At 72.7% G+C, this 25,850-nt stretch carries 24 protein-coding genes and 1 pseudogene; 15 read left to right on the forward strand and 10 right to left on the reverse strand.

The window, feature by feature from the left end:
• From RGE_RS04855 to pta, 5 genes are all read left to right on the forward strand, one after another.
• Positions 1-657, forward strand: coding sequence for a 3-oxoacid CoA-transferase subunit B (locus RGE_RS04855; protein WP_014427205.1), 657 nt, complete (start codon positions 1-3; stop codon positions 655-657).
• Positions 658-682: 25 nt separating this feature from the next.
• Positions 683-2,110, forward strand: a complete 1,428-nt coding sequence (locus tag RGE_RS04860; RefSeq protein WP_014427206.1) for a short-chain fatty acid transporter — start codon at positions 683-685, stop codon at positions 2,108-2,110.
• Positions 2,111-2,225: 115 nt separating this feature from the next.
• The gene (locus RGE_RS04865) at positions 2,226-3,401 is read left to right on the forward strand and encodes an acetyl-CoA C-acetyltransferase (RefSeq protein WP_014427207.1); all 1,176 of its coding nucleotides are present in this window, start codon (positions 2,226-2,228) and stop codon (positions 3,399-3,401) included.
• A 254-nt stretch (positions 3,402-3,655) separates the two neighbouring features.
• Complete coding sequence (locus tag RGE_RS04870; protein ID WP_014427208.1) at positions 3,656-4,879, forward strand: acetate/propionate family kinase; 1,224 nt, start codon at positions 3,656-3,658, stop codon at positions 4,877-4,879.
• Positions 4,879-6,939 carry a phosphate acetyltransferase gene (gene pta, locus RGE_RS04875; RefSeq protein ID WP_014427209.1) on the forward strand — a complete coding sequence of 687 codons (2,061 nt, stop codon included), beginning with the start codon at positions 4,879-4,881 and terminating at the stop codon, positions 6,937-6,939. Before RGE_RS04870 ends, pta begins: the two co-directional genes overlap by 1 nt.
• 34 nt (positions 6,940-6,973) lie before the next feature.
• On the opposite strand, the gene RGE_RS04880 is transcribed toward pta, so the two are convergent.
• Positions 6,974-7,747, reverse strand: a complete 774-nt coding sequence (locus RGE_RS04880) for an AraC family transcriptional regulator (protein ID WP_014427210.1) — start codon at positions 7,745-7,747, stop codon at positions 6,974-6,976.
• Positions 7,748-7,848: 101 nt separating this feature from the next.
• Here RGE_RS04880 and RGE_RS04885 point away from each other — a divergent pair, with 101 nt between their 5' ends.
• Positions 7,849-8,523 (forward strand): MSMEG_1061 family FMN-dependent PPOX-type flavoprotein, encoded by a 675-nt coding sequence (locus RGE_RS04885; protein ID WP_014427211.1) that lies wholly within the window; start codon positions 7,849-7,851, stop codon positions 8,521-8,523.
• A gap of 7 nt (positions 8,524-8,530) precedes the next feature.
• Here RGE_RS04885 and RGE_RS24505 read toward each other — a convergent pair whose 3' ends face one another.
• From RGE_RS24505 to RGE_RS04895, 3 genes and pseudogenes are all read right to left on the reverse strand, one after another.
• Positions 8,531-9,781 (reverse strand): Zn-dependent hydrolase, encoded by a 1,251-nt coding sequence (locus RGE_RS24505; protein ID WP_409077216.1) that lies wholly within the window; start codon positions 9,779-9,781, stop codon positions 8,531-8,533.
• 12 nt (positions 9,782-9,793) lie between these two features.
• Positions 9,794-10,954 (reverse strand): annotated as a pseudogene (locus tag RGE_RS24510) (diaminopropionate ammonia-lyase); the annotation flags it as partial.
• Positions 10,951-12,147 (reverse strand): M20 aminoacylase family protein, encoded by a 1,197-nt coding sequence (locus tag RGE_RS04895; protein ID WP_043783814.1) that lies wholly within the window; start codon positions 12,145-12,147, stop codon positions 10,951-10,953. The gene RGE_RS04895 and the pseudogene RGE_RS24510, both read right to left, overlap by 4 nt.
• A gap of 128 nt (positions 12,148-12,275) precedes the next feature.
• On the opposite strand from RGE_RS04895, the gene RGE_RS04900 reads away from it, so the two are divergent.
• Positions 12,276-12,752, forward strand: coding sequence for an Lrp/AsnC family transcriptional regulator (locus tag RGE_RS04900; protein WP_043783816.1), 477 nt, complete (start codon positions 12,276-12,278; stop codon positions 12,750-12,752).
• On the opposite strand, the gene RGE_RS04905 is transcribed toward RGE_RS04900, so the two are convergent.
• Positions 12,679-13,698, reverse strand: coding sequence for an NAD-dependent epimerase/dehydratase family protein (locus tag RGE_RS04905; RefSeq protein WP_043783818.1), 1,020 nt, complete (start codon positions 13,696-13,698; stop codon positions 12,679-12,681). The two genes, RGE_RS04900 and RGE_RS04905, sit on opposite strands and share 74 nt — an antisense overlap.
• Positions 13,699-13,790: 92 nt before the next feature.
• On the opposite strand from RGE_RS04905, the gene RGE_RS04910 reads away from it, so the two are divergent.
• Positions 13,791-14,663 (forward strand): LysR family transcriptional regulator, encoded by an 873-nt coding sequence (locus tag RGE_RS04910; RefSeq protein WP_014427216.1) that lies wholly within the window; start codon positions 13,791-13,793, stop codon positions 14,661-14,663.
• A gap of 1 nt (position 14,664) precedes the next feature.
• Here RGE_RS04910 and RGE_RS04915 read toward each other — a convergent pair whose 3' ends face one another.
• Complete coding sequence (locus tag RGE_RS04915; protein ID WP_014427217.1) at positions 14,665-15,201, reverse strand: hypothetical protein; 537 nt, start codon at positions 15,199-15,201, stop codon at positions 14,665-14,667.
• A 168-nt stretch (positions 15,202-15,369) separates the two neighbouring features.
• Here RGE_RS04915 and RGE_RS04920 point away from each other — a divergent pair, with 168 nt between their 5' ends.
• The 3 genes from RGE_RS04920 (at position 15,370) to RGE_RS04930 (ending at position 18,793) form a co-directional block, all read left to right on the forward strand.
• The gene (locus RGE_RS04920; RefSeq protein ID WP_014427218.1) at positions 15,370-16,428 is read left to right on the forward strand and encodes a phospholipase A; all 1,059 of its coding nucleotides are present in this window, start codon (positions 15,370-15,372) and stop codon (positions 16,426-16,428) included.
• Positions 16,429-16,436: 8 nt separating this feature from the next.
• Positions 16,437-17,333 (forward strand): isopenicillin N synthase family dioxygenase, encoded by an 897-nt coding sequence (locus RGE_RS04925; RefSeq protein WP_014427219.1) that lies wholly within the window; start codon positions 16,437-16,439, stop codon positions 17,331-17,333.
• A gap of 68 nt (positions 17,334-17,401) precedes the next feature.
• Entirely contained in the window at positions 17,402-18,793 is a 1,392-nt protein-coding gene (locus tag RGE_RS04930) for an amidohydrolase family protein (RefSeq protein WP_014427220.1), read from the forward strand.
• On the opposite strand, the gene RGE_RS24890 is transcribed toward RGE_RS04930, so the two are convergent.
• The gene (locus RGE_RS24890; RefSeq protein ID WP_014427221.1) at positions 18,794-20,347 is read right to left on the reverse strand and encodes a methyl-accepting chemotaxis protein; all 1,554 of its coding nucleotides are present in this window, start codon (positions 20,345-20,347) and stop codon (positions 18,794-18,796) included.
• A 154-nt stretch (positions 20,348-20,501) separates the two neighbouring features.
• Between RGE_RS24890 and lpxC the strand changes: the two genes are divergently transcribed.
• From lpxC to RGE_RS04950, 3 genes are read left to right on the forward strand one after another with little or no spacing between them, the layout of a single operon-like run.
• Positions 20,502-21,437, forward strand: coding sequence for a UDP-3-O-acyl-N-acetylglucosamine deacetylase (gene lpxC, locus RGE_RS04940; protein WP_014427222.1), 936 nt, complete (start codon positions 20,502-20,504; stop codon positions 21,435-21,437).
• Positions 21,438-21,447: 10 nt separating this feature from the next.
• Positions 21,448-21,633: a hypothetical protein gene (locus RGE_RS04945; protein WP_014427223.1), complete on the forward strand. Its 186-nt coding sequence runs from the start codon at positions 21,448-21,450 to the stop codon at positions 21,631-21,633.
• Between the two features lie 31 nt (positions 21,634-21,664).
• Positions 21,665-23,317: an ExeA family protein gene (locus RGE_RS04950; protein WP_014427224.1), complete on the forward strand. Its 1,653-nt coding sequence runs from the start codon at positions 21,665-21,667 to the stop codon at positions 23,315-23,317.
• 1 nt (position 23,318) lies between these two features.
• On the opposite strand, the gene RGE_RS04955 is transcribed toward RGE_RS04950, so the two are convergent.
• The 3 genes from RGE_RS04955 to RGE_RS04965 are packed head-to-tail and all read right to left on the reverse strand — an operon-like array spanning position 23,319 to position 25,248.
• Positions 23,319-24,038 carry a dienelactone hydrolase family protein gene (locus RGE_RS04955; protein WP_014427225.1) on the reverse strand — a complete coding sequence of 240 codons (720 nt, stop codon included), beginning with the start codon at positions 24,036-24,038 and terminating at the stop codon, positions 23,319-23,321.
• Complete coding sequence (ruvC, locus tag RGE_RS04960) at positions 24,035-24,610, reverse strand: crossover junction endodeoxyribonuclease RuvC (RefSeq protein ID WP_014427226.1); 576 nt, start codon at positions 24,608-24,610, stop codon at positions 24,035-24,037. Before ruvC ends, RGE_RS04955 begins: the two co-directional genes overlap by 4 nt.
• A 59-nt stretch (positions 24,611-24,669) precedes the next feature.
• On the reverse strand, positions 24,670-25,248 hold the full coding sequence (locus tag RGE_RS04965; RefSeq protein WP_014427227.1) for a BON domain-containing protein: 579 nt from the start codon (positions 25,246-25,248) through the stop codon (positions 24,670-24,672).
• Between the two features lie 213 nt (positions 25,249-25,461).
• Between RGE_RS04965 and RGE_RS04970 the strand changes: the two genes are divergently transcribed.
• Positions 25,462-25,845: a response regulator gene (locus RGE_RS04970; protein WP_043783820.1), complete on the forward strand. Its 384-nt coding sequence runs from the start codon at positions 25,462-25,464 to the stop codon at positions 25,843-25,845.
• The last annotated feature ends 5 nt before the right edge of the window (positions 25,846-25,850 follow it).

Raw genomic sequence — 25,850 nt, forward strand, 5'->3', positions numbered from 1 at the left:
ATGGACGAAAAGACCCTCATCGCCAAGCGCGTCGCCCAGGAACTGCGCGACGGCCAGCTCGTCAACCTCGGCATCGGCCTGCCGACGCTCGTGGCGCGCTACCTGCCTGCCGGCGTCAACGTCTTCTTCCAGTCGGAGAACGGCGTCATCGGCATGACCCCGCTGCCCGAAGCCGGCCTCGCCGCCGACGCGCTCACCGATGCCGGCGGCACGCCGACCAGCATCGTCCCGGGTGCGGCGGCCTTCGACAGCGTCTCCTCGTTCGGCTTCATCCGCGGCGGCCACCTCGACGTCACGGTGCTCGGCGGCCTGCAGGTCGACGAGAAGGGCCAGCTCGCCAACTGGATGGTGCCGGGCAAGATGGTCCCGGGCATGGGCGGCGCGATGGACCTCGTGAGCGGTGCCAAGCGCGTGATCGTCGCCATGACGCACACCGCCAAGGGCGAGCCCAAGATCATCCCGAGCTGCCAGCTGCCGCTGACCTCGGTGCGCCGCGTCGACCTGATCGTCACCGAGATGGCCGTCATCGAGCCCACCGAAGAAGGCCTGGTGCTGCGCGAAGTGGCCCCCGGCTTCACGGTCAAGGACGTGCTCGCCGCCACGGCCGCGCGCCTGATCGTGCCCGCCGACGTCAAGACGATGGCGCTCGACGCCTGACCCCACCCCTTCCAGGAAGACAACCATGTCAGCAGTTCTCGACAAAAACGGGGTTCCCCAGACCGAAGGCGACGGCCCGCGCGGCCTCGCCCGCCTGGCCTACGCCTTCACCGGCTGGGCCGAGAAGTGGTTCCCCGACGCCTTCGTCTTCGTCATCCTGACGCTGTTCGCGGTGGTGCTCGGCGATCTGGCCATCGGCGCCTCGCCGCTGGCCATCGCCAAGGGCTTCGGCGACGGCTTCTGGTCGCTGATCCCGTTCACGATGCAGATGGCGATGGTCGCCATCGCCGGCTACGTCGTCGCCGCGTCGCCCCCGTGCACGCGACTGATCGACCGCCTGGCCGCGGTGCCCAAGACCGGCCGTGGCGCGATCGCCTTCGTGGCCTTCGTCTCGATGATCGCCTCGCTGTTCAACTGGGCCCTGAGCCTGGTGCTCGGCGGCCTGCTGGTGCGTGCCCTGGCGCGTCGTGCCAACCTGAAGATGGACTACCGCGCCGCCGGCGCCGCGGCCTACCTGGGCCTGGGCGCGACCTGGGCGCTGGGCCTGTCCTCGTCTTCGGCGATGCTGCAGGCCAACCCGGCTTCGCTGCCCAAGTCGATCTCCGAGATCAGCGGCGTGATCCCGCTGTCGGACACGATCTTCCTGCCGCAGTCGATCCTGATGTGCGTGATCATCATGGCCTGCACGATCGCGGTGGCCTACTTCTCGGCCCCGAGCGGCTCGACCGTCAAGACCGCCCAGGACATGGGCTGCGACGTGTCCGCCGACGCCAAGGTCGAGGAGAAGGCCGGCCGTCCCGGTGACTGGTTCGAGTTCTCGCCCGTCCTGCCGATCCTGGTCGTGCTGCTGGCCGCCGGCTTCATCTGGACCGAGTTCCAGGCCAAGAGCCCGCTGAACGTCATCTCGAACCTGAACACCTACAACTTCGTGTTCCTGATGATCGGCCTGCTGCTGCACCGCAACATCCGCTCCTTCCTGAAGGCGGTGGCCAAGGCGGTGCCGACGACGGCCGGCGTGCTGATCCAGTTCCCGTTCTACGGCGCGATCGCGGCGATCCTGACGCACGTGACCGGCTCCGACGGCGTCTCGATCTCGCACCACATCTCCGAGCTCTTCGTCTCGATCGCCAACGGCAGCACCTTCCCGGTCGTCATCGGCATCTACTCGGCGATCCTCGGCTTCCTGGTGCCCTCGGGCGGCGGCAAGTGGATCATCGAAGCCCCGTACGTGCTGCAAGCCGCCAAGGACCTGCATGCGCACATGGGCTGGGCGGTCCAGGTCTACAACGCCGCTGAAGCGCTGCCGAACCTGATCAACCCGTTCTGGATGCTGCCGCTGCTCGGCGTGCTCGGCCTGCGTGCCCGCGACATCGTCGGCTTCTGCTTCACGCAGCTGATCTTCAACGCCCCGCTGGTGATGTTCCTGCTCTGGGGCCTGGCGCTGACGCTGTAGTGCCCTGCACGGGCGGGGCGCGATCCCCGCCCGTTTCTCCTTCTTCCTTCCGACCCTCCTTCAGCCTACCCACCGGGAGCGCGCCGCGATGCGCTCCCGCCACTGGAGTCCCACCATGACCGACATCGTCATTGCCGCCGCCGCCCGTACGGCCATCGGCTCGTTCAACGGCACGCTCGCATCGCTGGAAGCGGCCGAACTCGGCACCATCGCCATCCGCGCCGCGCTGGAGCGCGCGCAGCTCGACGCCGCCCTCATCGACGAGGTGATCCTCGGCCAGGTCCTGGCCGCCGGCCAGAGCCAGAACCCGGCGCGCCGCGCCGCCGTCAACGCCGGCATCCCGCAGGAAGCCACGGCCTTCGGCCTGAACCAGGTCTGCGGCTCCGGCCTGCGCGCCGTCGCGCTGGGCGCGCAGCAGATCGCCTGCGGCGACGCCAAGTACATCGTCGCCGGCGGCATGGAGAGCATGAGCCGCGCCCGCCACGTCGCGCACCTGCGCAACGGCGTGAAGATGGGCCCGCTGGAGTTCGTCGACAGCATGATCTACGACGCGCTGACCGACACCTTCAACGGCTACCACATGGGCATCACGGCCGAGAACATCGCCCGCCAGTACGGCATCACGCGCGAGGAGCAGGACACGTTCGCCGTGGGCTCGCAGAACAAGGCCGAGGCGGCGCAGAAGGCGGGCCGCTTCGCCGCCGAGATCGTGCCGGTGACGATCAAGTCCAAGAAGGGCGACGTCGTCTTCGACCAGGACGAGTTCGTGCGCCACGGCGCGACGCTGGAAGCGCTGGCCAAGCTGCGCCCGGCCTTCGAGAAGACCGGCACGGTGACCGCCGGCAACGCCTCGGGCATCAACGACGGCGCCGCCGCCGTGGTGCTGATGACGGCCCAGGAAGCCGAAGCCCGCGGCATCCGCCCGCTGGCGCGCATCGCGTCCTGGGCGACGGCCGGTGTCGACCCGACGGTCATGGGCACCGGCCCGATCCCGGCGTCGCGCAAGGCGCTGGCCAAGGCCGGCTGGACCGTCGGCGACCTCGACCTGATCGAAGCCAACGAAGCCTTCGCCGTGCAGGCCATCTCGGTCGCGCGCGAACTCGGCTTCGACCCGGCCAAGGTCAACGTCAACGGCGGCGCGATCGCGCTGGGCCACCCGGTCGGCGCCTCGGGCGCGCGGGTCCTGACCACGCTGCTGTACGAGATGCAGCGCCGCGAAGCCCGCAAGGGCCTGGCGACGCTGTGCATCGGCGGCGGCATGGGCGTCGCGATGTGCCTGGAACGTGCCTGAAGATGTGAGTACTTGACATTCGTCGCCTGCCGCCCATACCGCGGCGGGCGCCGATCGGGTATATATCGCGACTTCCGGTATGCGGGTTTACGTGCACTCGCAGCATCAGCCGGATCGCCCGCAGGCAGACAGGAGTGTCGTCATGCCGCGCGTTAGTCCCGAGATGGGCGCCCTTCCCAGCAGGCGATTTGCACGATCCTGATCCGACCCCTTGCCGGTGTCGGGCCTGCAAGCCCCTGTTCGAAAGAATTCAGATGTCCATCTCCACGCCGCTGACGCTGGTCGTCAACTGCGGCTCCTCCTCCCTCAAGTTCGCGCTGTTCGATCCGCGCGAGTCCGAAGCCCTGCTCGGTGGCCTGGCCGAATGCCTGGACGCCGCCGACGCGCGCATCCGTTTCGACGCCGACGGCGAACGCACGGTCGCCCAGCTCAACGGCGGCGGCCACCGCGAAGCGCTGGACGCGCTGCTCGCCTTCCTGTCCGCGCGTGGCCTGCTCGAGCGCGTGGCCGCCGTCGGCCACCGCGTCGTGCACGGCGGCGAGCGTTTCACGCAGTCCGTCGAGATCACGCCCGAAGTGCTGGCCGACATCGAGGCCTGTGCCGATCTGGCGCCGCTGCACAACCCGGCCAACCTGATCGGCATCCGCGCGTCCATCGCCGCGCTGCCGGCGGCGCGCCAGGTCGCGGTGTTCGACACCGCCTTCCACCAGACGATGCCGGCCGAGGCCTATCTGTACGCGCTGCCGCAGCAGTACCGCCGCGAGTACGGCGTGCGCCGCTACGGCTTCCACGGCACCTCGCACCGCTGCGTCTCGCAGCGTGCGATCGAGCGCCTGGAGCTCGACCCCACCGACAACGCGCTGATCGTGCTGCACCTGGGCAACGGCGCCTCGGCCACCGCGATCCGCAACGGCCGCAGCATCGACACCTCGATGGGCCTGACCCCGGTCGAAGGCCTGGTGATGGGCACGCGCTGCGGCGACGTCGACGCCGGCGCGCTCCTGTACATCGCGCGCCGCGCCGGGCTGGACCTGGACGGCGTCGACACGATGATCAACAAGAAGAGCGGCCTGCTCGGCCTGTCCGAGCTGTCCAACGACTGCCGCACGCTGGAGCAGGCGGCCGCTTCCGGCCACGAAGGCGCGCGCACCGCGCTGGACGTGTTCTGCTTCCGCATCGCGCGCACCGTCGGCGCGCTGGCCGCGTCGCTGCCGCGCCTGGACGCCGTCGTCTTCACCGGCGGCATCGGCGAGAACTCGGCCAACGTGCGTGCCAAGGTGCTCGAACGCCTGTCGATCTTCGGCCTGGACGTCGACCACGAACGCAACGACGTGACGCGCGGCGGTGCCTGCGCCGTCATCAGCCGCTCGCGCCGCCCGGCCGCGATCGTCGTGCCCACCGACGAGGAAGGCACGATCGCACGCGACACCGCCGACATCGCCTTCGGCCAGTCGGCTTCGGCCGCGGAGGTGGCGTGATGCAAAGCCCCCGCCATACCCGACTGCTGTACGTGGCGCCGACGGCGCCCGGCTACGGCGCCTCGTCGATCGCGATCGGCCTGGTGCGTGCGCTGCAGGCCGCCGGCGTGCGCGCCGGCTACGTCAAGCCGATCGCCGACCCCGGCGTCGCGCGTGACGCCGAGGACCGCTCGGTCGTCTTCGCCCGCAGCCTGCTGGGCCTGGACCTGCCCAAGGCGCTGCCGATGGACACCGCCGAGGCGATGACGCGTGCCGGCGAGATCGACACGCTGCTCGAGGACGTCGTCGCCCTGGTGCAGGGCGCCGCCGAGAGCGCCGACGTCGTCGTCGTCGAAGGCGCGACGCTGGCCGACGGCCACCCGCTGGTCGCCGATCTGGACCTGGCCGTGGCCAAGGCGCTGCGCGCCGAGGTCGTGCCGGTCGTGCCCGGCCAGGAGAACGACGCGGCGGCGCTCACCGCCCGCATCGCCGACGTCGTGCACCGCTACGAGCGCGAAGGCGCGTCGCCGGTGGGCATCGTCATCTCGCGCGCCACGGCCGCGCTGGCCGCCGGCGTCGAAGCCTCGGTGCCGGTGCTGGGCGTGGTGCCCGAAGACTCGGCGATGGCCGCGCCGCGCGTCGCCGACGTCGTCGAGGACCTCGGTTTCGAGGTCGTCGAAGCCGGTGACCTGAACGGCGCGCGCGTGCAGAACGTCGTCGTCGCCGCGCGCAGCCCCGAGCACCTGGTCGTGCGCCTGGGCCCGGGCACGCTGGTCGTGACGCCAGGCGACCGCGCCGACGTCGTGCTGACCACCAGCTTCGCCAAGGCCACCGGCATGCCGATCGCCGGCGTGCTGCTGACCTGCGGCGAGCAGCTCGCGCCCGAGCTGAAGACCTTCCTCGAGCCGCGCCGCGCCGGCCTGAACATCCTGCGCACCGAGCTGCAGACCTTCGAGGCCGTGACCCGCCTGGCCAACCTCGACCGCCGCGTGCGTGCCGACGACCTGGAGCGCATGGAGCGCCTGGTCGAACACGCCGCCGACCACCTGGACGTCGGCAGCCTGGCCGCCACCGCGGATGCGCCGCGTTCGGCGACGATGACGCCGCCGATGTTCCGCCATGCGCTGATCCACTCGGCGCGTGCGGCGCAGAAGCGCATCGTGCTGCCCGAGGGCGACGAGCCGCGCACGCTGGCCGCCGCCGCGATCTGCGCGCGCAAGGGCATCGCCCGCTGCGTGCTGCTGGGCGCGCCCGACACGGTGCGTGCCGCGGCGACGCTGCACGGCATCGAGCTGCCCGACTCGGTCGAGATCCTCGATCCGGACGTCGTGCGCGAGCGCTACATCGGCCCGATGGTCGAGCTGCGCAAGTCCAAGGGCCTGACGCCGCAGCAGGCGACGGTGCAGCTGGAAGACACCGTCGTGCTCGGCACGATGATGCTGGCCACCGGCGACGTCGACGGCCTGGTCTCGGGTGCGGTGCACACGACGGCCAGCACGGTGCGTCCGGCGCTGCAGCTGATCAAGACGGCCCCGGGTTCGTCGATCGTCTCGTCGGTGTTCTTCATGCTGATGCCCGACCAGGTGCTGGTCTACGGCGACTGCGCGATCAACCCCGATCCGAGCGCCGAGGAACTGGCCGAGATCGCGATGCAGTCGGCCGACAGCGCCGCCGCCTTCGGCATCGAGCCGCGTGTGGCGATGATCTCGTACTCGACGGGTTCGTCGGGCACGGGCGCCGACGTCGACAAGGTCCGCGAGGCGACGCGCATCGTCAAGGAGCGCCGTCCGCAGTTGGCCGTCGACGGCCCGATGCAGTACGACGCCGCCTCGGTGGAGAGCGTGGGCCGCCAGAAGGCCCCGAACTCGCCGGTGGCCGGCCGCGCCAACGTGTTCGTGTTCCCGGACCTCAACACCGGCAACACGACCTACAAGGCGGTGCAGCGCTCGGCCGGGGTCATCTCGGTCGGCCCGATGCTGCAGGGCCTGCGCAAGCCGGTGAACGACCTGTCGCGCGGCGCCCTCGTCGACGACATCGTCTACACGATCGCGCTGACCGCGATCCAGGCCGCGACGGCCTGATCGCAAGCCCGGAGCGCCGCCAGGCGCTCCGGCGCTACAGCCGCGTGCGGTACACGGCCGGCGTCTCGCCGAACGTGCGCTTGAACAAGCCGATGAACGCGCTGGCCGTGGCGTAGCCCAGGTCGAGCGCGATCGTGCCGACCGGCACGCCGGCGGCCAGCATCTCCAGCGACTTCAACAGCCGTGCGCGCTGCCGCCAGGCGGTGAAGTTGAAGCCGGTCTCGGCGACGAAACGCCGGCTCAGCGTGCGCGCGCTGAGCGAGGCCCAGGCGGCCCATTGCTCCAGCTCGCGCGTGTCGGCCGGGTCGGCGATCAGCGCCCGGGCGACACGCTGCGCGCGTGCGTCGCGCGGCAGCGGCAGACCCGGCGGTTCGACCGGAAGCGTGCGGATCTCGTCGAGGATCAGCTCGGCGATCCGCGTGCGCGCCGCATCCATCGGGCCGGGCGGCCAGGTGCTGGCGCGCAGCACCGCTTCGCGCAGCAGCGCCGAGCTGCGCAGCGTGCAAGGCCGCGACGGCAGATCGTGGCAGGCCGATTCGGCGACGTAGGCGCTCCAGCCGTGGAACGGGCCGTGCGCCCGGCCACTGTGCCATTGGTGCGGCGGCAGCCAGACCGCGTGGATCGCGGAGACGACCCAGAGGCCGTCTTCGAGCCCGAAGGTCAGCAGACCACGCTGCGAACCGACCAGCTGGCCGCGTGCATGGCGGTGCGCTTCGGACGACAGTTCCTCGACGCCGGCGGCCGCGATGGCGAACACGACGGGGCCGTCGGCACTGTTCGTGGCGTCCAGGTCGATCTGCAATCCCATGGCGGCTGCGTGATATTGGTTGGCCGATCCAGTTTACGGCCGCCAGGCCGATGCCGCCTAAGCTGTCGCCGGCATCAGCGCAGCGGCGCAGGAGACGGTGGATGACGGACGGCAGCAAGACTCTTCAACAGGCTTCGGCTCCCCTGGGGCCGCAGGCGGGCCTCGACCTGGACACGCTCTACGACCCGCCGTCCGAGCGCATCCAGAAAGCGGTGACCGACCGCCTTTACGCCTTCCACGAGGCCTACCTGAAGGCGGCCAGCTTCTTCTGCCTGGCGACCGGCAGCGAGCACGGGCTGGACGCCTCGCCACGCGGCGGGCGGCCGGGTTTCGTCCAGGTGCTCGATGAGCGCCACGTGGTCTTTGCCGACTGGCCCGGCAACAACCGCATCGAGTCGCTGCGCAATCTGCAGCGCGACGAACGCCTGGGCATGGTGTTCCTGTTCCCGGGGCTGGAAGTCTTCCTGCGCATCAACGGCCGCGGCCGCATCAGCACCGACCGCGTGCTGCTGGAGCGGCTGAAGGAGGGCGAGCGTGTGCCGAAGACGGCCACCGTGGTCGCCGTCGACGAGGTGCTGTTCCACTGCGGCAAGGCGATCAACCGCGCGCGGCTCTGGCATCCGGAGTCGCGGCTGGACGCCGCGGCGCTGCCTTCGGTGGGCAGCGTGATGGCCGAGCTGAGCCGGCTGGCCGACGCACGCGCGACGATGGACGCGGCGCAGATCGCCCAGGTCGACGCGCACTACGCGCAGGCCGTGCGCCAGGACCTCTACTGAACCGGCCTCAACCCGCCAGCCGCCGCAACACGTCCAGCAGCACGTTCGCACCTTGCGCGAGCTGCTCGGCCGGCGTGTGCTCGCGCGGGTTGTGGCTCAGGCCGCCCGCGCTGGGCACGAAGATCATCGCCGCCGGGCAGACACGCGCCAGCATCTGCGCGTCGTGGCCGGCGCCCGACGTCATGCGGCGCACGCCGTAACCGCGCGCCGCGGCGGCGGCTTCGATCGTGCGCACCAGGCGCTCGTCGAAGACCACCGGCTCGAAACGCGCCAGGCGGCGCGAGCTCACCGTCAGGCCGCGTTCGGCGGCCAGGCCTTCGAGGAATGACGCGAGTTCGGCTTCGGCCTGCTGCAGCCGGGCCTCGTCGGTGTGGCGCAGGTCCACGGTCAGCGTCGCGCGTGCCGGGATCACGTTGATCAGGTCCGGGTTCAGGCGCAGCCGGCCGACGGTGGCGACCTGCGGTTCGCCGAAACGCAGCGCGAGCTCACGCACGAAGACGGCGACCTCGGCCGCCGCGGCGCCGGCGTCGCGGCGCAGCCGCATCGGCGTCGTGCCGGCGTGGTTGGACTGGCCCTCGACGGTGATCTCCTGCCAGGAGATGCCTTGCAGGTCGGCGACGGCGCCGATGGCCAGGCCTTCGGCTTCCAGCACCGGCCCCTGCTCGATGTGCAGCTCGACGAAGGCGTGCGGGCGGATCGCACCGACGGCCAGATCGCCGGCGTAGCCGATGCGCGCCAGCTCGTCGCCCAGGCGGCTGCCGTCGATGCCGACCGTGTCCAGCGCGGTCTGCAGCGCCAGGCCGCCGGCGTGCACCAGCGAGCCCATCATGTCGGGCTGGTAGCGCACGCCTTCTTCGTTGCTGAACGCGGCGACGACGATCGGCCGGCGCGTCACGAGACCCAGTTCGTCGAGGCGGCGCATGGCTTCCAGCGCCGCCATCACGCCGTAGACACCGTCGTAACGCCCGCCGGTGGCCACCGTGTCGAGGTGCGAACCGGTCATCACCGGCGCCGCGCCGGGCTCGCGGCCGGCACGGGTGCCGAAGATGTTGCCGATGCGGTCGACCTGCACCACGAGCCCCAGCTCGTGCATCCAGGCGACGAGGCGGTCGCGGCCGTCCCGGTCGGCGTCGCTCAGCGCCAGGCGGCAGACGCCGCCGTCGGGCGTGGCGCCGATCTCGGCGTGTTCGGCGATTCGTGAGGCGAGACGGTCGGCGGCGACGCCGTCGTGCGCCAGTCGCTCGTGCCGCGCGGCCAGCACCTCGCGCGCATCGCGGCCGACGAGGCCGGCGTAGACGCCCGGCGCGGTCGCGCCTTCGCTGTTGATCAGCAGCACGCGGGCGTGATGGTCCAGCCCCAGCCGCTCGCGCGCCGTGGGGTCGGCGCACAGCGCCTGCAGTGCCGCCAGCCCGGCGACCCCCGACTCGCCGCCGACCAGCGGCAGGTCGCCGTGCGCGCCGTCGGCGAGTTCACGCATCGCCTCCGCCGCGGCCTCGTCGGGCACGGTCAGGAAGGTGTCGACCGCCGGCGCGAGGACACGCCAGGCCAGCGGCGAGGGCTCGCCGCAAGCCAGCCCGGCCATCAGCGAGTCGGTGCTGCCGCTGGCGCGCACCGGCCGGCCGGCGAGCGCGCTCTGCAGCAGGCAGTCGGCCTGCTCGGGTTCGACGACGATGAAACGCGGCCGCGCCGCACCGGCGGCTTCCCACATCCGGCTGACGACACCCGCGGCCAGCCCGCCGACGCCGCCTTGCAGCACGACGTGGGTGTAGGGCCGGTCCACCAGCTCCAGCACCTCGTCGGCGATCACCGCGTAGCCCTGCATCACGTCGCGCGGCACGGCTTCGTAGCCTTCGTACGAGGTGTCGGAGACGACCTCCCAGCCGTTGGCCGCGGCCAGGCGCGCGGCCTCGACGACCGAAGCGTCGTAGTCGCCGGCGATGCGCACGATCTCGGCGCCGAAGGCGGCGATCGCGTCCTCGCGCTCGCGGCTCACCTGGGCGTGCAGCACGATGACGCAGCGGCAGCCCAGGCTTTGCGCCGCGGCGGCGAGCGCGCGGCCGTGGTTGCCGTCGGTCGCGGCGATGACGCTGAAGCCGGCGAGCGCGGCGGCGTGCCGTCCGGCGAAGATCTCGGCGGCGCTCCAGCCGGCACCGTCGAAGCGGCGCTGCACCAGGCGCAGCAGCGCATACGGCGCCCCCAGCGCCTTGAAGCTGGCCAGCGGCGAACGCCGGCTCTCGTCCTTCAGGTCGACGGCGGCCAGGCCCAGCGCGGCGGCGCGGCCGGGCAGGGACCACAGCGGCGTCGGCTGGCGCGCCAGCAGTGGCCAGTGGGCGAGCGCTTCGCGGGCGGCGCGTGCGTTGTCGGCGTTCAGCAGGGCGGCGAGTTCGGCGTCGTAAGGGCGGCGCGTGGCCTGCGGGTTGTGGACGATCACGGGCGGGTCTCGGAGGCGGTGGCGGGCAGGCGCAGGCGAACCAGTTCGGCGAACCAGCGCGCGCCGACGGGCAGCAGGGCGTCGTTGAAGTCGTAGCCGGCGTTGTGCAGCGGCGTTGCGCCGGGCTCGCTGCCGGCGCCGTTGCCGAGGAAGACGAAGGCGCCGGGGCGGTGCAGCAGGAAACGGCCGAAGTCCTCGGACGCCATCACCGGCGGCGTGTCGCCGTCGACCTGCGCAGCGCCGACGACACGCCGTGCGGCCTCCAGCGCCGCGGCCACCGGCGCGGCGTGGTTGATCGTCGGCGCGAACTCGTGCGTGTACTCGACTTCGCAGCGCGCGCCGTGGGCCTGCGCGATGCCTTCAGCGATCTCGCGGATGCGGCGTTCCAGCAGCGACTGGACTTCCGGCGCGTAGCTGCGCGTGTCGCCTTTGATCACCACCTCGGAAGGCACGGCGTTGCGGATGCCGTCGGTGTGGAACTCGGTGCACGACAGCACCGCCGGCTGCTGCGGGTCGACCGAACGTGCGACGACGCTCTGCAGCGCCAGCACGATCTCGGCGCCGACGACCAGCGGGTCGACCAGCTGGTGCGGCCGCGCCGCGTGGCCGCCGCGGCCGTGCACGCGGATGACGAAGTTGTCCTCGCTGGCCATCAGGCCGCCGACGCGTGTGGCGATCTGCCCGGCCGGCAGCCCCGGCATGTTGTGCACGCCGTAGATCTCGTCGAAGGGGAAACGCTCCAGCAGCCCGTCGGCCAGCATCGCCGCGGCGCCGCGGCCGTGCTCCTCGGCCGGCTGGAAGACGAAACGCACCGTGCCGTCGAAGCCGCCGTCTTCGGCGAGCAACTGCGCCGCCGCCAGCAGCATCGCCATGTGGCCGTCGTGGCCGCAGGCGTGCATGCGGCCGGCGTGTTGCGACGCGTAGGCGCGGCCGGGCGCGTGTTCGTGGATCGCCAGCGCGTCCATGTCGGCGCGCAGCGCGACGATGCCGGCCCCGCTGCCGCGGCGCAGCGTGCCGACGAGGCCGGTGCCGCCGATGCCGCGCGCGACCTCGATGCCGAGAAGCGAGAGCACCTGGGCGACACGGTCGGCGCTGCGGTGTTCGTCGAAGCCGGTCTCGGGGAAGCGGTGGAAGTCGTGACGCCAGCGGCGCCAGGTGGTCTCGGGGTCGGCGGTGGGTGTGGGGCTGCTCATCGGCGTGCGGCGAGAGGCGGTGACCGTCATTGTTGGCGGGGCCGTCCGGGTCGAACTCGCCAGGTTGGCGGCTGTGCTGCTATCTTTGTCTCATGACGACCGCTGTCGACGAGACGAAACCGCCAACTGTGGCGCTGGACGCCTTGGACCTGCGCCTGCTCGACCTGCTGCAGGACGACGCCACGCTGCCGATGCGCACGCTGGCGGCCAAGGTCGGCTCGTCGCCGGCGACCTGCCAGCGCCGCGTCGCGGCGATGCGCGCTTCGGGCGTGCTGTTGCGCGAGGTGGCGATCGTCGACCGCCAGCGTGTGGGGCGGCCGCTGACGGCTTTCGTCTCGGTCGAGCTGGACCGCCAGAACGACGCGCTGCTGCGCCAGTTCGAGCAGCGCATGGCCGCCGAGCCGGCGGTGCAAGCGTGTTACGAGGTCTCGGGCGAGTTCGACTTCCTGCTCGTCGTCACCGCGGCGTCGATGCAGGAGTACCACGCGTTCACGCGCGCGGTCTTCTCGTCGAACCACAACGTGCGCAACTTCAAGAGCATGTTCGCGATGCACTGCTCGAAGTTCGAGACGCGGGTGCCACTGGCGCCGGCCGACGAGGCATGACGTCCAGGCTCTGGAGCGTCGCCTCGACGGCCTCGTCCAGCGGCGTGTGCGGCTCCTCGCCGAGCAGTGCGACGAGGCGGCGGTTGTCCAGGCGCGCCGGCTGCTGCCACAGATAGCGCATCTCCAGCAGCTCGCGCAGCGTCGTCACGAAGGGCGCGGCCAGCCGCACCTGCCACCACGGGAAGTCGGCCAGCCGGGCGGCGCCGCCGTGTGCGGCGACGACGCGCTGCACCGCGCGGCCGAGTTCGTGGCCGTCGGCGTCCCAGTGGCCGCCGAAATGCAGCCGCGTGAAGGCCGGCAGTGTCGGCCGGCGGGCGAGCAGCCGCTCCACGGTGCAGGCCAGGTCGGGCAGGTAGGCGTACTGGTGGCCGACGCCCGGGCCGGGCAGGCGCACCTCGCGCACCGGCCGGCCCGGGCGCACGATGGCCTGGCCGAACCAGTTGTTGCGCGCGCCCGGGCCGAAGAAGTCGCCGGCGCGCAGGATCAGCACGCGCAGCGCGCCCGCCGCGGCGGCGGCTTCGAGCCGGCGCTCCATCTCGACGCGGATCGCGCCCTTGCGGGTGTGCGGCCGCTGCGGCGCGTCCTCGGCGATCAGCGGGAAGGCCTCGGGCCCGTAGTTGTAGACGGTGCCGGGCAGCACGACGGTGGCGGCTTCGGCGCGCGCGGCGGCGATCGCGTTGTCCAGCATCGGCAGCACCAGCTCGCCCCAGCGCCGGTAGCCGGGCGGGTTGACGGCATGCACGAGGACCGCGCAGCCACGCGCGGCGGCGCGCACGTCTTCGGCGCGCATCGCGTCGCCGCGGCGCCAGTCGAGGCCGTCGTCCCGGGGCGGTGCGCCGCGGCCCAGCGCGCGCACCGTCCAGCCCGCGGCCAGCAGCCGCCGGGCGATCGCGCCGCCGGCGCCGCCGCTCGCGCCCAGGACCAGCGCCGTTTCCGTGTGGACCATCTCGTGCTCCAGCCGATGTCGATGGCCCATTCTGGAAACGGCAGGGATAAAAGAGAATTGTCGAACTCTGGCTATTGGCTATACGGATTCGTATGGACGAGACGATCGGCTGGGAGCTCTACCGCTCCTTTCTCGGCGTGCTGCACGAAGGTTCGCTGTCGGGCGCGGCGCGCGCGCTGGGTCTGACGCAGCCGACCGTCGGCCGCCACGTCGCGGCGCTGGAGCAGGCGCTGGGCCAGGCGCTGTTCACGCGTTCGCACGCCGGCCTGCTGCCCACCGAGGCGGCGCGTGCGATGCAGGCCTCGGCCGAGGCGATGGCCAGCCAGGCGGCGGCGCTGCAGCGCGTGGCACGCGGCTTCGGCGAGATCCGCGGCGCGGTGCGCGTCTCGGCCAGCGAGGTCGTCGCCGTCGAGCGGCTGCCGCCGGTGCTGGCGGCGCTGCGGCGCGCGCATCCCGGGCTGGAGATCGAACTGGTGCCCAGCAACCGCCTGCAAGACCTGGTGCAGCGCGAGGCCGACGTGGCGGTGCGCATGGCCGCGCCGCAGCAGGAGGTGCTGGTGGCCACGCGGGTGGCCGACATGGCGCTCGGCCTGTTCGCGCACCAGGACTACCTGGCGCGCCACGGCCGGCCGGCGACGGTGGACGAGCTGCGGGGGCACGCGCTGATCGGCTTCGACGTCGAGACCCCGTTCCTGCGCGAGGCGCGCCGCAGCTTCCCGTTCTGGACGCGCGAACGTTTCGCGCTGCGTTGCGACAGCGACCTCGCGCAGCTGGCGCTGATCCGCGCCGGCGCCGGCATCGGCGCCTGCCAGGTCGGCGTCGCCGGGCCGGGCCTGGTGCGGGTGCTGCCCGAGGCTTTCGAGCTGCGGCTGCCGGCCTGGGTGGTGATGCACGGCGACCTGCGCGCCAGCGCACGCTGCCGCGTCGTCTACGACGCGCTGGTCGCCGCGCTGCGCGCCGGCTGAATCAGACCGAGCGCACGACTTCCGCGCCGGCGGCTTCCAGCGCTGCGCTGGCCTCGTGCGCCGCAGCTTCGTCGCGCGGGTGGGCGACGACCGCCGTGCGGCCGTGGCGCAGCGCGTGGCGCACGCGGCGGATGACCAGCGCGCGGTCCGGGCGCAGCGTCAGCAGGCCGGCGACCAGCATGCCGGCGATGGCCATGAAGCCGGCGGCGGCGGTGGTGGTCGCCCACGGCGAAGCCACCGCGGCCGCCCAGCCGCCGACGATCAGCGCCGCGGCCAGCAGCAGGCCCAGGCCGAAGCCCAGCGCGCCGAGCAGCGCGTGGCTGCGCAGCATCGTGTGCCAGATGCCGCGCTGCTCGGGTTCCAGCGTGCGCGCGATGTCGGGGTCGCCCGGGGCGACGACGGTGATCTCGCGTTCGTCGGCCGACAGCCGCGTGCGCAGCGCCTCGGCGGCGCGGCGCGCGGCGACGGGTTCGGGGAAGAGGCCGGCGACGAGCGTCAGCGAACGTTCGCCGAACAGCGGGGCGTGGGTCGTGGTCATCTCGTGCTCCTGTGGAGGGTGGGCGGCGTGCGGACGTCGCCGGTGTGCCATTGCAGCCCCGCGGCGCGCGGGCGGCCATCGCCGGACACCGCGTCCGCGTGTGGGCACCGGCCTACACCTCGCCGCGGGGCTTAAGCTGCGCCGCCTCGAGACACCGCCGCACCGTCCATGTCCGTCCGCTATCTGCCGTTGCCGCTGCTCTGCGCCTGGGCCGCCGCCGTCGCCCAGACGCCCGACGAACGCCTCGCCGCCTGCGCGGAGATCGCCGCCGCGCCCGACCGCCTGGCCTGCTACGACCGCCTGGCCGGCCGCGCCCCGGTGGCGCCGCTGCCGGCCACCGAGACGCCGCCGACACAGCTCGCCGCGCGCGGCGCGCCGGTGGAAGACCCGGCCAAGCCGCCGTCCGGCAGCCTGCTGTCGCGCTATTGGGAGCTCGACCGCGCCGACAAACGCGGCATCTTCAACTTCGTCGGCTACCGGCCGAGCTACGTGATGCCGGTGCACTACACCGACCGCATCAACCGGCGACCGAAGTCGCCGACGCAGCCCGAGGTCGACCAGCCGAACTACCGCAACGTCGAAGCCAAGTTCCAGCTCTCGGTGCGGGCCAAGCTGGCCCAGGGGCTGCTGCTGCCCGACGCCGACCTGTGGTTCGGCTACACCCAGCAGGTGCTCTGGCAGATCTGGAACACCACGGACTCCAAGCCCTTCCGCAACGCCGACTACGAGCCCGAGCTGATCTACATGGTGCCGACGCCGCAGGGCCTGCAGCAGCTGCCGCTGGGCTGGCGCTGGCGCTACACCGAGCTCGGCCTGGCGCATCAGTCCAACGGCCAGAGCGACCCGCTGTCGCGCAGCTGGAACCGCAGCTACCTGGGCGCCGGCTTCGAGCGTGGCCCCTGGACGCTGCAGGCGCGCATCGCCAAGCGCATGAGCGAGTCGCGTGCCGACGACGACAACCCAGACCTCGTGCACTACCGCGGCCGCGCCGACTTCACGCTCGGCTGGGCCTCGGGGCCGCACGCCGCGTCGCTGCTGTACCGCACGACGCTGCAGGAAGGCCGCACCGGCGCCTTCCAGTTCGAGTACAGCTACCCGGTGTTCTCGGACCAGCCCAACGGATTGCGCTGGTATCTGCAGCTTTTCAGCGGTTACGGCGAGACGCTGACCGACTACAACTTCCGCCAGAACAGCATCGGCCTGGGGCTGAGCTTCCTGCAATTCTGACGATCACGATGTCTATCCTGCTGCTCGATCTCGACTCCGCGCCACCGGCCGAGCTGGCGCGCCGCCTGGACGAGGCCTTGCGCGCCGACGGTTTCGTCGCCGTCACCGGCCACGGCGTGCCCGAGGCCGTGATCGCCGCCGCCTTCGACGCCAGCCGGCGCTTTTTTGCGCTGGCCGAGGCCGACAAGCGCCGCTGGCACATCGACCACTGGCCGCTGCAGCGCGGCTTCGACCCGGTGGGCTGGCAGGCGCTGGACCCCAACCGCCCGGCCGATCTGAAGGAGAGCTTCTACCTCGGCGTCGAGGCGCTGGGCCCCAACCAGTGGCCCGACGAAGCGCTGGTGCCGGGCTTTCGCGCCGCGCTCGACGCGTACTCGGCGGCGCTGCGCACGCTGGCCGCGCGCATGATGGGCTTGTTCGAGCTGGCGCTGGCGCTGCCAGCGGGCCATTTCGACGCCTACACGCGCCAGCCGACCTGCGTCACCCGGCTGCTGCACTACCCGCCGGCACCGGCCGTCGTGCTGCCCGGGCAGATCGGCTGCGGCGCGCACACCGACTGGGGCGCGCTGACGCTGCTGGCCCAGGACGACGCCGGCGGCCTGCAGGTGCAGCGTGCCGACGGCCGCTGGCTGGACGTCGAGCCGGTGCCCGGCGCCTTCGTCGTCAACATCGGCGACATGACTCGGCGCTGGACCAACGACCGCTGGCGCTCGACGATGCACCGCGTCGTGCCTCGCCGCGTCGGCATCGAGCGCTGGTCGATCGCCTACTTCTTCGACCTGGACGTCGACGCCGTGGTCTCGCCGCTGCCGAGCTGCGTCGACGCCGCGCACCCGCCACGCTACGCGCCGATCACCGCCGGCGAGCACCTGGCCGAGATGTACCGGCGCACGACGGTCGGCTGAGCCAGCGCACGGGACGGCCGGCGCGGCGGGCGGATACTCGCCGCCGTTCCCGTCCCTGCCTCCCTCCCATGACCGACTTCCTCGTCCGCGGCGCCGCCGAACTGTGGACCGGCCGCCGCGACGCGATGCGCGTGCGCGGGCCGGTGGACCTGCGCGTGCGCGCCGGCCGCATCGCCGCGATCGGCTCGCTGGAGCCCGAACCCGGCGAACGTGTGCTCGATGCCGCCGGCTGCATCGTCTACCCGGCCTGGGTCAACACCCACCACCACCTGTTCCAGAGCCTGCTCAAGGGCATCCCCGAGGCGATCGACCTGCCGCTGGTGCCCTGGCTGGGTGCGGTGACGGTGCCTTACCGCGCCGGCTTCCGCGACGAGGACGCGTTCCGCGTCGCGGTGCGCGTCGGCCTCGTCGAGCTGGCGCTGTCGGGCTGCGGCACGGTGGCCGACCACCAGTACCACGTCTACCCGGGCATGGACTACGACCCGTCGGCGGTCTGCTTCGAGGAAGCCGAGCGTCTGGGCCTGCGTTTCGTGCTCTGCCGCGGCGGCCAGACCCTGCCCAGCGCCGACGCCCCGCCCGAGGCGGTGCCCGAGACGCTGGAGCAGTTCCTGGCCGGCGTCGAACACGACGCGGCACGGTTCCACGACCCCTCGCCGCACGCGATGCGGCGCGTCGTCAGCGCGATCACGACGCCGCACACCAGCTGCACCTCCGGCGAGCTGCGCGAGATCGCGCGCCACGCGCGCGGCCTGGGGCTGCGCCTACACAGCCATCTGTCGGAGACCGACGACTACCTGCGCTGGGCGCGCGAGCACCACGGCTGCTCGCCGATCGAGTTCGCCGAGCGCCACGAGTGGCTGGGCCCGGACGTCTGGTACGCGCACATGGTGCACCTGGACGACGACGAGCTGCGCCGCTGCGCCGACACCGGCACCGGCATCGCCCACTGCCCGCAGAGCAACGCCCGCCTGGGCTCGGGCATCGCGCGCATTCCCGAGGCGCTGGCCGCCGGCGTGCCGGTCGGCCTGGCGGTCGACGGCGCGGCGTCCAACGAAGCCTGCGACATGCTGAGCGAAGCCCACGCCTGCTGGCTGACGCACCGCGCCGACCCGCGTTCGGGCCGTTTCGCCGGCCAGCCAGGCGGCCATGCCGGGGCGATGACGGTCGAGGACGTGGTGCACGTCGGCACCGCCGGCGGCGCGCGCGTGCTGGGGCTGGACGGCGTCGGCACGCTGGCTGTGGGCCAGGGCGCCGACTTCGCGGTCTACGACCTGCGCGAGCCGCGCCACTTCGGCCTGCACGACCCGGCCGTGGCGCCGGTGGCCAGCGGCGGGCGCACGCCGCTCAAGGCGCTGGTCGTCGCCGGGCGCGTCGTCGTCGAGGACGACGCTGTTCCCGGTCTGGACCTGGCGGGCCTGCGTGATGACGCGGCGCGCTGGGTGCGCGCGCTGCGCCGCTGATCAGGCCGACTGCAGGCGGAAACGCGCCACCAGCGCCTGCAGCGCCTCGGCCTGGCGGTGCAGGCTCTCGGCGGCCGAGGCGCTCTGCTCGACCAGCGCGGCGTTCTGCTGCGTCACGTCGTCCAGCGCCGTGACGGCCTGGCCGACCTGGTCGATGCCGGCACGCTGTTCCTGGCTGGCATTGCCGATCTCGCCGACCAGCGTGTTGACGCGTTCGACCTGGGCGACGATGGCGGCGATGCGCTCGCCGGCGTCGGCGACCTGCCGGCTGCCCGACTCGACCGTGTCGCGGCTCTGGCCGATCAGCGTCTTGATCTCGCGCGCAGCCTCGGCGCTGCGCTGGGCCAGCAAGCGCACCTCGCCGGCGACGACGGCGAAACCGCGGCCCTGCTCGCCGGCGCGCGCCGCTTCCACCGCGGCGTTCAGCGCCAGGATGTTGGTCTGGAAGGCGATGCCGTCGATCGTGCCGATGATGTCGCCGATGCGCTGCGAGCTGCTGCCGATCTCCTGCATCGTCGCCACGACGCGCTGCATCGCCTCGCCGCCGGCGCCGGCGCCGGTGCTGGTCTCGGCGGCCAGGCGCGCGGCCTCGCCGGCGGTCTCGGCGTTGCTGCGCACCGTCGAGGCCAGTTCCTCCATCGACGCGGCGGTCTGCTGCAGGCTGCTGGCCTGCGACTCAGTGCGCCGGCTCAGATCGCCGTTGCCGGTGGCGATCTCGGAGCTGCTGGTGGCGATCGAATCGGCGGCGCCGCGCAGCTGGCCGACCAGCTCGACGAGCGCGGCGTTCATGCGCGCCAGCGAGTTCAGCAGGTGGCCGGTCTCGTCGCGCCCGCCTTCGGGGATGCGGCTGCTCAGGTCGCCGGCGGCGACGCGGTCGGCCACCTCGACGGCGGTGTTCAGCGGCACGGTGATCGAGCGCGTGATCAGCCAGGCCAGCAGCGCGCCGGTGCCCAGCGCCAGCGCGGCGGCGACCATCATCATCACGCGCGCCCGGGCGTAGGCCGCGGCGTCCTCTTCGGTGGCGTCCTGCATCGCCTTCTGGCTGAACTTCTGCAGATCGCGCAGCGCGCCGGCGAAGGCGTGCAGCGACTCGTAGGTGACGCCGAAGAGCTGCGCCGCGGCGGCGCCTTCGTCGGCGTTCTCGACGGTCTTGAAGACCTGGGCGACCTCGGACTTGTAGCGTTGGCGCGCCGCCTCGGCCTTGTCGAACAACGCCACGGCTTCGGCGTCGTCGAGCAGCGGCTTCAGTTCGGCCATCGCGTCGTCGAAGGTCTTGACGTTGGCCTCCAGCCGTTCCCGCGCCTTGCCCAGGCGCTCCGGGCTGGTGTCGCCGACGATCTGCATCACGCGGCCGATGCTGCCGCGCACGTTGTCCAGTGCGGCGCCGACCAGCGCCACCTTGCGGTACTCGGTGACGGCGATGTGCTCGGTGCGCGCGTGCATGCCGGCCATCGTCCAGCCGGCCAGCGCCAGCGTGGCGACCATCATCAGCAGCACGGCGACGAAGGCGACACCCAGACGTGCGCCGATACGGAGATCACGGAAAAAGCTCATGTCCAGCCCTTCGGCCTTTGGGGATTAGCCGGCCTATCGGCCAGGAAGTGCACCGGCTTTAGCCTGGGGTGAGGGTATTTCCATCAATTTCGCCAATTACGGCGATGTTGACCCGGCGCCACCCGGGGCGCCGCCCATGCGGGACAATACGGAGATGATCCAACAGCGCACCCTGAAGAGCCTCACGAGGGCCGTGGGCGTCGGTGTCCACAGCGGGCAGAAGGTCGAGCTGACCCTTCGCCCGGCCCCGCCGGACACCGGCATCGTCTTCCGCCGCACCGACTTGCCGGTGCCGGTGGACATCCCGGTGCGCCCCGACACCGTCAGCGACACGCGCATGGCGACGACGATCAGCCCCGACGGCGACCCCGGCGCGCCCAAGGTGCAGACCATCGAGCACCTGCTGTCGGCCTGCGCCGGCCTCGGGCTGGACAACGTCTACATCGACATCACCGCCGAGGAGGTGCCGATCCTCGACGGCTCGGCGGCGAGCTTCGTCTTCCTGCTGCAGAGCGCCGGCATCCAGCTGCAGAACGCGCCCAAGCGCTTCCTGCGCGTGAAGAAGCCGGTCGAGCTGCGCGAAGGCGAGGGCGCGTCGCTGAAGTGGGCGCGGCTGGAGCCCTACCACGGCTACAAGCTGAGCTTCGAGATCGAGTTCCACCACCCGGCGCTCGACGCCACCGGCCAGCGCCACGAGTTCGACTTCGGCAGCGGCCGCTACAAGACCGACATCGCGCGTGCGCGCACCTTCGGCTTCACGAAGGACGTCGAGATGATGCGTTCGCGCGGCCTGGGGCTGGGCGGCAGCATGGACAACGTCATCGTCGTCGACGAGTACCGCGTGCTCAACGCCGACGGCCTGCGCTACGACGACGAGTTCGTGAAGCACAAGATCCTCGACGCGATCGGCGACATGCACGTCGCCGGCAAGCCGCTTTTGGCCAGCTACACCGCCTTCAAGGGCGGCCACGCGCTGAACAACAAGCTGCTGCGCAAGCTGCTGGCCGACCAGAGCGCCTACGAGATCGTCAGCTTCGAGCGCGAGAGCGACGCCCCGCGCGGCTTCGCCGAGCTGGCACCGGCCTGGTGACGCGGGGCCGATGCTGATCTTCCGTCTCGTCTTCGGCCTGCTGCTGCTGGCCGGGCTGCTCTGCTTCGCGATGTACATCGCCACCGGCCAGGCCGGCTGGCGGCGGCGCGGCATCGTCATCGTCAAATGGACGGTGCTGGCGGCGATCGGCTTCTTCGCCGTGCTGATCCTCGAACGCCTGGCGCTGATGCTGTAGCGCGTAGCGCGGCGGTTATGCTCGCCGCGCCATGAACGTCGAGTCCTTCTTCGGCCTGGCGCGCGAGCCTTTCTCGATCGCGCCCGATCCGCGTTTCCTCTACCCCGCCGAGCAGCACCGCGAAGCGCTGGAGCTGCTGAACTACGGCCTGGCGCGCGGCGCGAGCTTCGTGCTGCTGACCGGGGAGATCGGTGCCGGCAAGACGACGCTCTGGCGCACGTTCCTGGAGCAGCTGCCGTCCAACGTCGACGTCGCCAGCGTCGTCAACCCGAAGCTGGGCGTCGACGCGCTGATCGCGCGCGTCTTCGAGGACCTGCAGGTCGAGCTGCCGGCCGGCGACGGCCCGGTGGACATGATCGACGCGCTGCACGGCCATCTGCTGCTGGCGCATGCGCAGGGGCGGCGCACGCTGATCGTCATCGACGAGGCGCAGGCGCTGTCGCACGAGGTGCTGGAGCAGCTGCGCCTGCTGACCAACCTGGACTCCAGCGGCCGCAAGCTGCAGGTGCTGCTGATCGGCCAGCCCGAGCTGCGCGAGATGCTGACGCGGCCCGAGCTGGAGCCGCTGGCGCAGCGCATCGTCGTCCGTTTCCACCTCGGCGCGCTGTCGGAGACCCAGACCGCGGCCTACATCGAGCACCGCCTGGCGGTCGCCGGCTACGAAGGCGCGCTGCCTTTCGACGGCGAGTCGCTGGGCCTGGTGCAGCGTTTCAGCGGCGGCGTGCCGCGGCGCATCAACGTGCTCTGCGACCGCGCGCTGGCGATCGCCGCCGAGACCGGCACGCGCCGCATCGGCCGCGAGATCCTGGAGCGCGCCGCGCACGACGTCGCCGGGCCGCCGGTGCTGCCGGCCGCGCGCCACGCGCCGGCCCCGGCGCTCGCCCCGGCGCCGGCCGTTGCCGGCGGCACGGCGGCGACGTGGGCCTTCGGCGCCGGCGTCGCCGCGGCCATCGCCGGCGGGCTGCTTCTGGCACCGGCCTGGCGCGACCCGGCGCCGGCGGCGAAGCCGGCGGTGGCGGCAGCGCCCGTGCCCGCACCGGCCTCGGCGGCCCCCGTGGCCATCGCCGCGGCGTCGCAGGCCTCGGCGCCCGAGACCGCGCCGGCGGTCGAGGCTGCCGCGGCCGCTTCGGCACCGTCGTCCGAGGCCTGGTTCACGCCGCTGGCTGCCGACGAAGCGCTGGCCTGGCGCGCGCTGGCGCGGCTGTGGGGCGCGACGCCGGCCGCCGGCGAACCCTGCGCGGCGCTGGCGGCCACCGGCCTGTCCTGCTGGAGCGGGCGCGTCGGTCTGCCGACGCTGCGCCAGCTCGACCGTCCCGGCCTGCTGCACCTGATCGACGAACGCGGCCGCAGCGCCCACGTGCTGCTCGTCGGCCTGTCCGAGGACAGCGCGACGCTGCAGCTCGGCGAGCACCGCGAACGTGTGCCGCTGCTGGCGCTGGCGCGCTGGTGGCGCGGCGACTTCGCGACGCTGTGGAAACCGCCGGCGGCCGCCGACACGCTGGCGCGCCGGCTGCATGCGCTCGACGGCGAGCCGGCCGAGGACGCCGACGCCGCGTCGATCGCACGCCGCGTGTCCAACTTCCAGCGTGCGCGCGGCCTCGCGGTCGATGGCATCGCCGGGCCGCAGACGCAGATGCTGCTGGCGCGCGCCGAACGCCGCGGCGAGCCGCGGCTGGGCGACTGAATCAGCCGTTCAGCGCGGCTGCCAGGAACTGCAGCGCACGCCCGTGCGCCAGCGCCGCGGCACGCGGCTCGTAGCTCTCGCGCGACCAGCAGTTGAAGCCGTGCGGCGTGCCGGGGTAGACCTGCACTTCGGCGCCGTCGTGGCCGGCGAACGCGGCCCGCACCGCGTCGACGGCCGCCGGCGGGATGTAGGCGTCGTCGCCGGCGTAGTGGAACTGGATCGGCGCCTTCACCTGCGGCGCCAGCGCCAGATGGTCCTGGATGCGGCCGCCGTAGTAGGCCACCGCGGCGTCGGCGCCGGCGGTCGCGGCGGCGAAGAAGGCCAGCCGGCCGCCCATGCAGTAGCCGAGCGCGCCGCAGCGCTGTCCCGCGGCTTCGGGCAGCGCCCGCGCCGCGGCCATCGCGGCGGCGACGTCGGCGAGCTGCTCCTCGTGCGTGTAGGCCTGGTGCAGCGCCATGCCTTGCGCGTGGTCGTCGCCGGAGTAGCCGAGCTCGATGCGCGGCGCGCGGCGGTGGAACAGGTCCGGCGCGAGCACGATGAAGCCGTCCAGCGCCCACTGGCGCGCGACGGCGCGGATGTGCGTGTTGACGCCGAAGATCTCCTGGAACAGCACGATCGCCGGGCCGCGGCCCGCGGGCGGCAGCGCCAGGTAAGCGGCGAAGCCGGGCGCGATGTCGAGCCAGCGCGTGGCGACGGGGTCTTCGGCGGTGTTCGGGATCATCGGCTTCTCCGTGGGGGCGCGGCGCGGTAGGCGCGGCCGCGGCGGTACTGTGCGTGGGCGCGGCGCGCCAGCGGCGTGGCTTCGGCCAGCGCGGCCAGCGTGCCGCCGGCGTGGGCATGTGCGATCGCCAGGCCCAGCGCGTCGGCGGCGTCCTTGCCGGGCACGCCGGGCAGCGCGAGCAGGCGTTTGACCATCTCCTGGATCTGGGCCTTGGCCGCCAGGCCGTGGCCGGTGACGGCCTTCTTCATCTGCACCGCGGTGTACTCGGCCACCGGCAGCCCTGCCGAGACCAGCGCCGCCAGCGCGGCGCCACGCGCCTGGCCGAGCAGCAGCGTGCTCTGCGGGTTGACGTTGACGAAGACGATCTCGGCCGACGCGGCCTCGGGCTCGTAGCGCGAGACGACCTCGGCGACGCCTTCGAAGATGATCTTCAGCCGCAGCGGCAGGTCCCCGCGCGGCGCTTCGGCGGTGTCGATGACGCCGCTGGCGACGTAGGCCAGCCGCGGGCCGTCGGCGTCGATGACGCCGAAGCCGGTGCGTTGGAGGCCGGGGTCGATTCCGAGGATGCGCATGGGGCGGGCCGCCGGGGGGCGGCGCGGCCCGCAGTATCTCAGACGCCCCCTGCCGGCCTTCAGCGCGCCGCGCCGCCGACCACCAGCCGGTTGTCGACGCGCACGACGCCGTCGGGTGCCGCGGCCAGCGTCGTCGCGCGCTCGCGCGCGGCGGCGTCGGGCGCCGGGCCTTCGAGGCGCACGACGCCGGCTTCGGTCGTGACGTCGATGCGCAGCGCGCTCAAGGCCGGGTCGGTGGCCAGCGCGGCCTTCACCGCGGTGGTGATGCGCGCATCGCCCACCGCGCCGGCGGCGTTGGCGGTGGCGCGTTCGGTCGCCAGCGCGCCGTCGCGGGCGGCTTCGCGGGCGTCCTGGCGCAGCTCGGCGGTGCCGCCGCGCACCTGGTCTCCGGCGGCGGCCAGGCCGGCGTCCAGGCGCTGGCCCAGCGTGCGGTCGTCGTAGTGGTTGGACATCAGCAGCGCGCCGATGGCGGCGCCGACCAGCAAGGCGGCCAGCAGCCCAGGCCAGCGGCGCCGGGGCAGCGGGCGGCGGGCTCTCATCGCCTCGGCGTCCGCCCGGGCGCGGGCGGCGTCGGCTTCGGCGCGGGCGGCGTCGCGGCGCAGCGCCGAGGTCTCGGTGTCGTGCAGGGTGGTGCTCATCGCGGCTCCTGTCGTGGCCCGCGGAACGGGCCTCGAGGTCGATGGTCGGTGCCGGCGCCCGAGGCCACCATCGGCCGTGGCGCGGCGGGCACGTCCGCCCGAGGTCGCGCCATGATGTCAGCGCCGTCCTACGCGGCCGGCGTGCCGGGCTCGATAGACTGGGCCGCAAAGAAGCCGCTGCGACGGCCACGCCCCATCACTCCCACGCCCCCGATGTCCTTGATCAGAGCCTTCGTCGTCGAGGACAGCCCCGTCATCCGCGACAACCTCGTGTCGGCACTGGAGGAACTGGTGCCGCTCAAGGTCGTCGGCTGGGCCGACGACGAGGCCGGCGCGCTTCGCTGGCTGGGCGACCCGGCCAACGGCTGCGACCTGGCGATCCTCGACATCTTCCTGCGCACCGGCTCGGGCACCGGCATCCTGCGTGCGCTGCGCGACGCCGGCAGCCCCTTGCGGCGCGTGGTGCTGACGAACTACGCCTCGCCCGACCTCGCGCGCCAGTGTCTGGACCTGGGTGCGGTGCGGGTGTTCGACAAGTCGCGCGACATCGACGCGCTGATCAACTACTGCGCCGCGCTGCCGCCGCCGCCGGCCTGAGCCGG

The organism is Rubrivivax gelatinosus IL144 (assembly GCF_000284255.1).
GTDB lineage: Bacteria > Pseudomonadota > Gammaproteobacteria > Burkholderiales > Burkholderiaceae_C > Rubrivivax > Rubrivivax gelatinosus_A.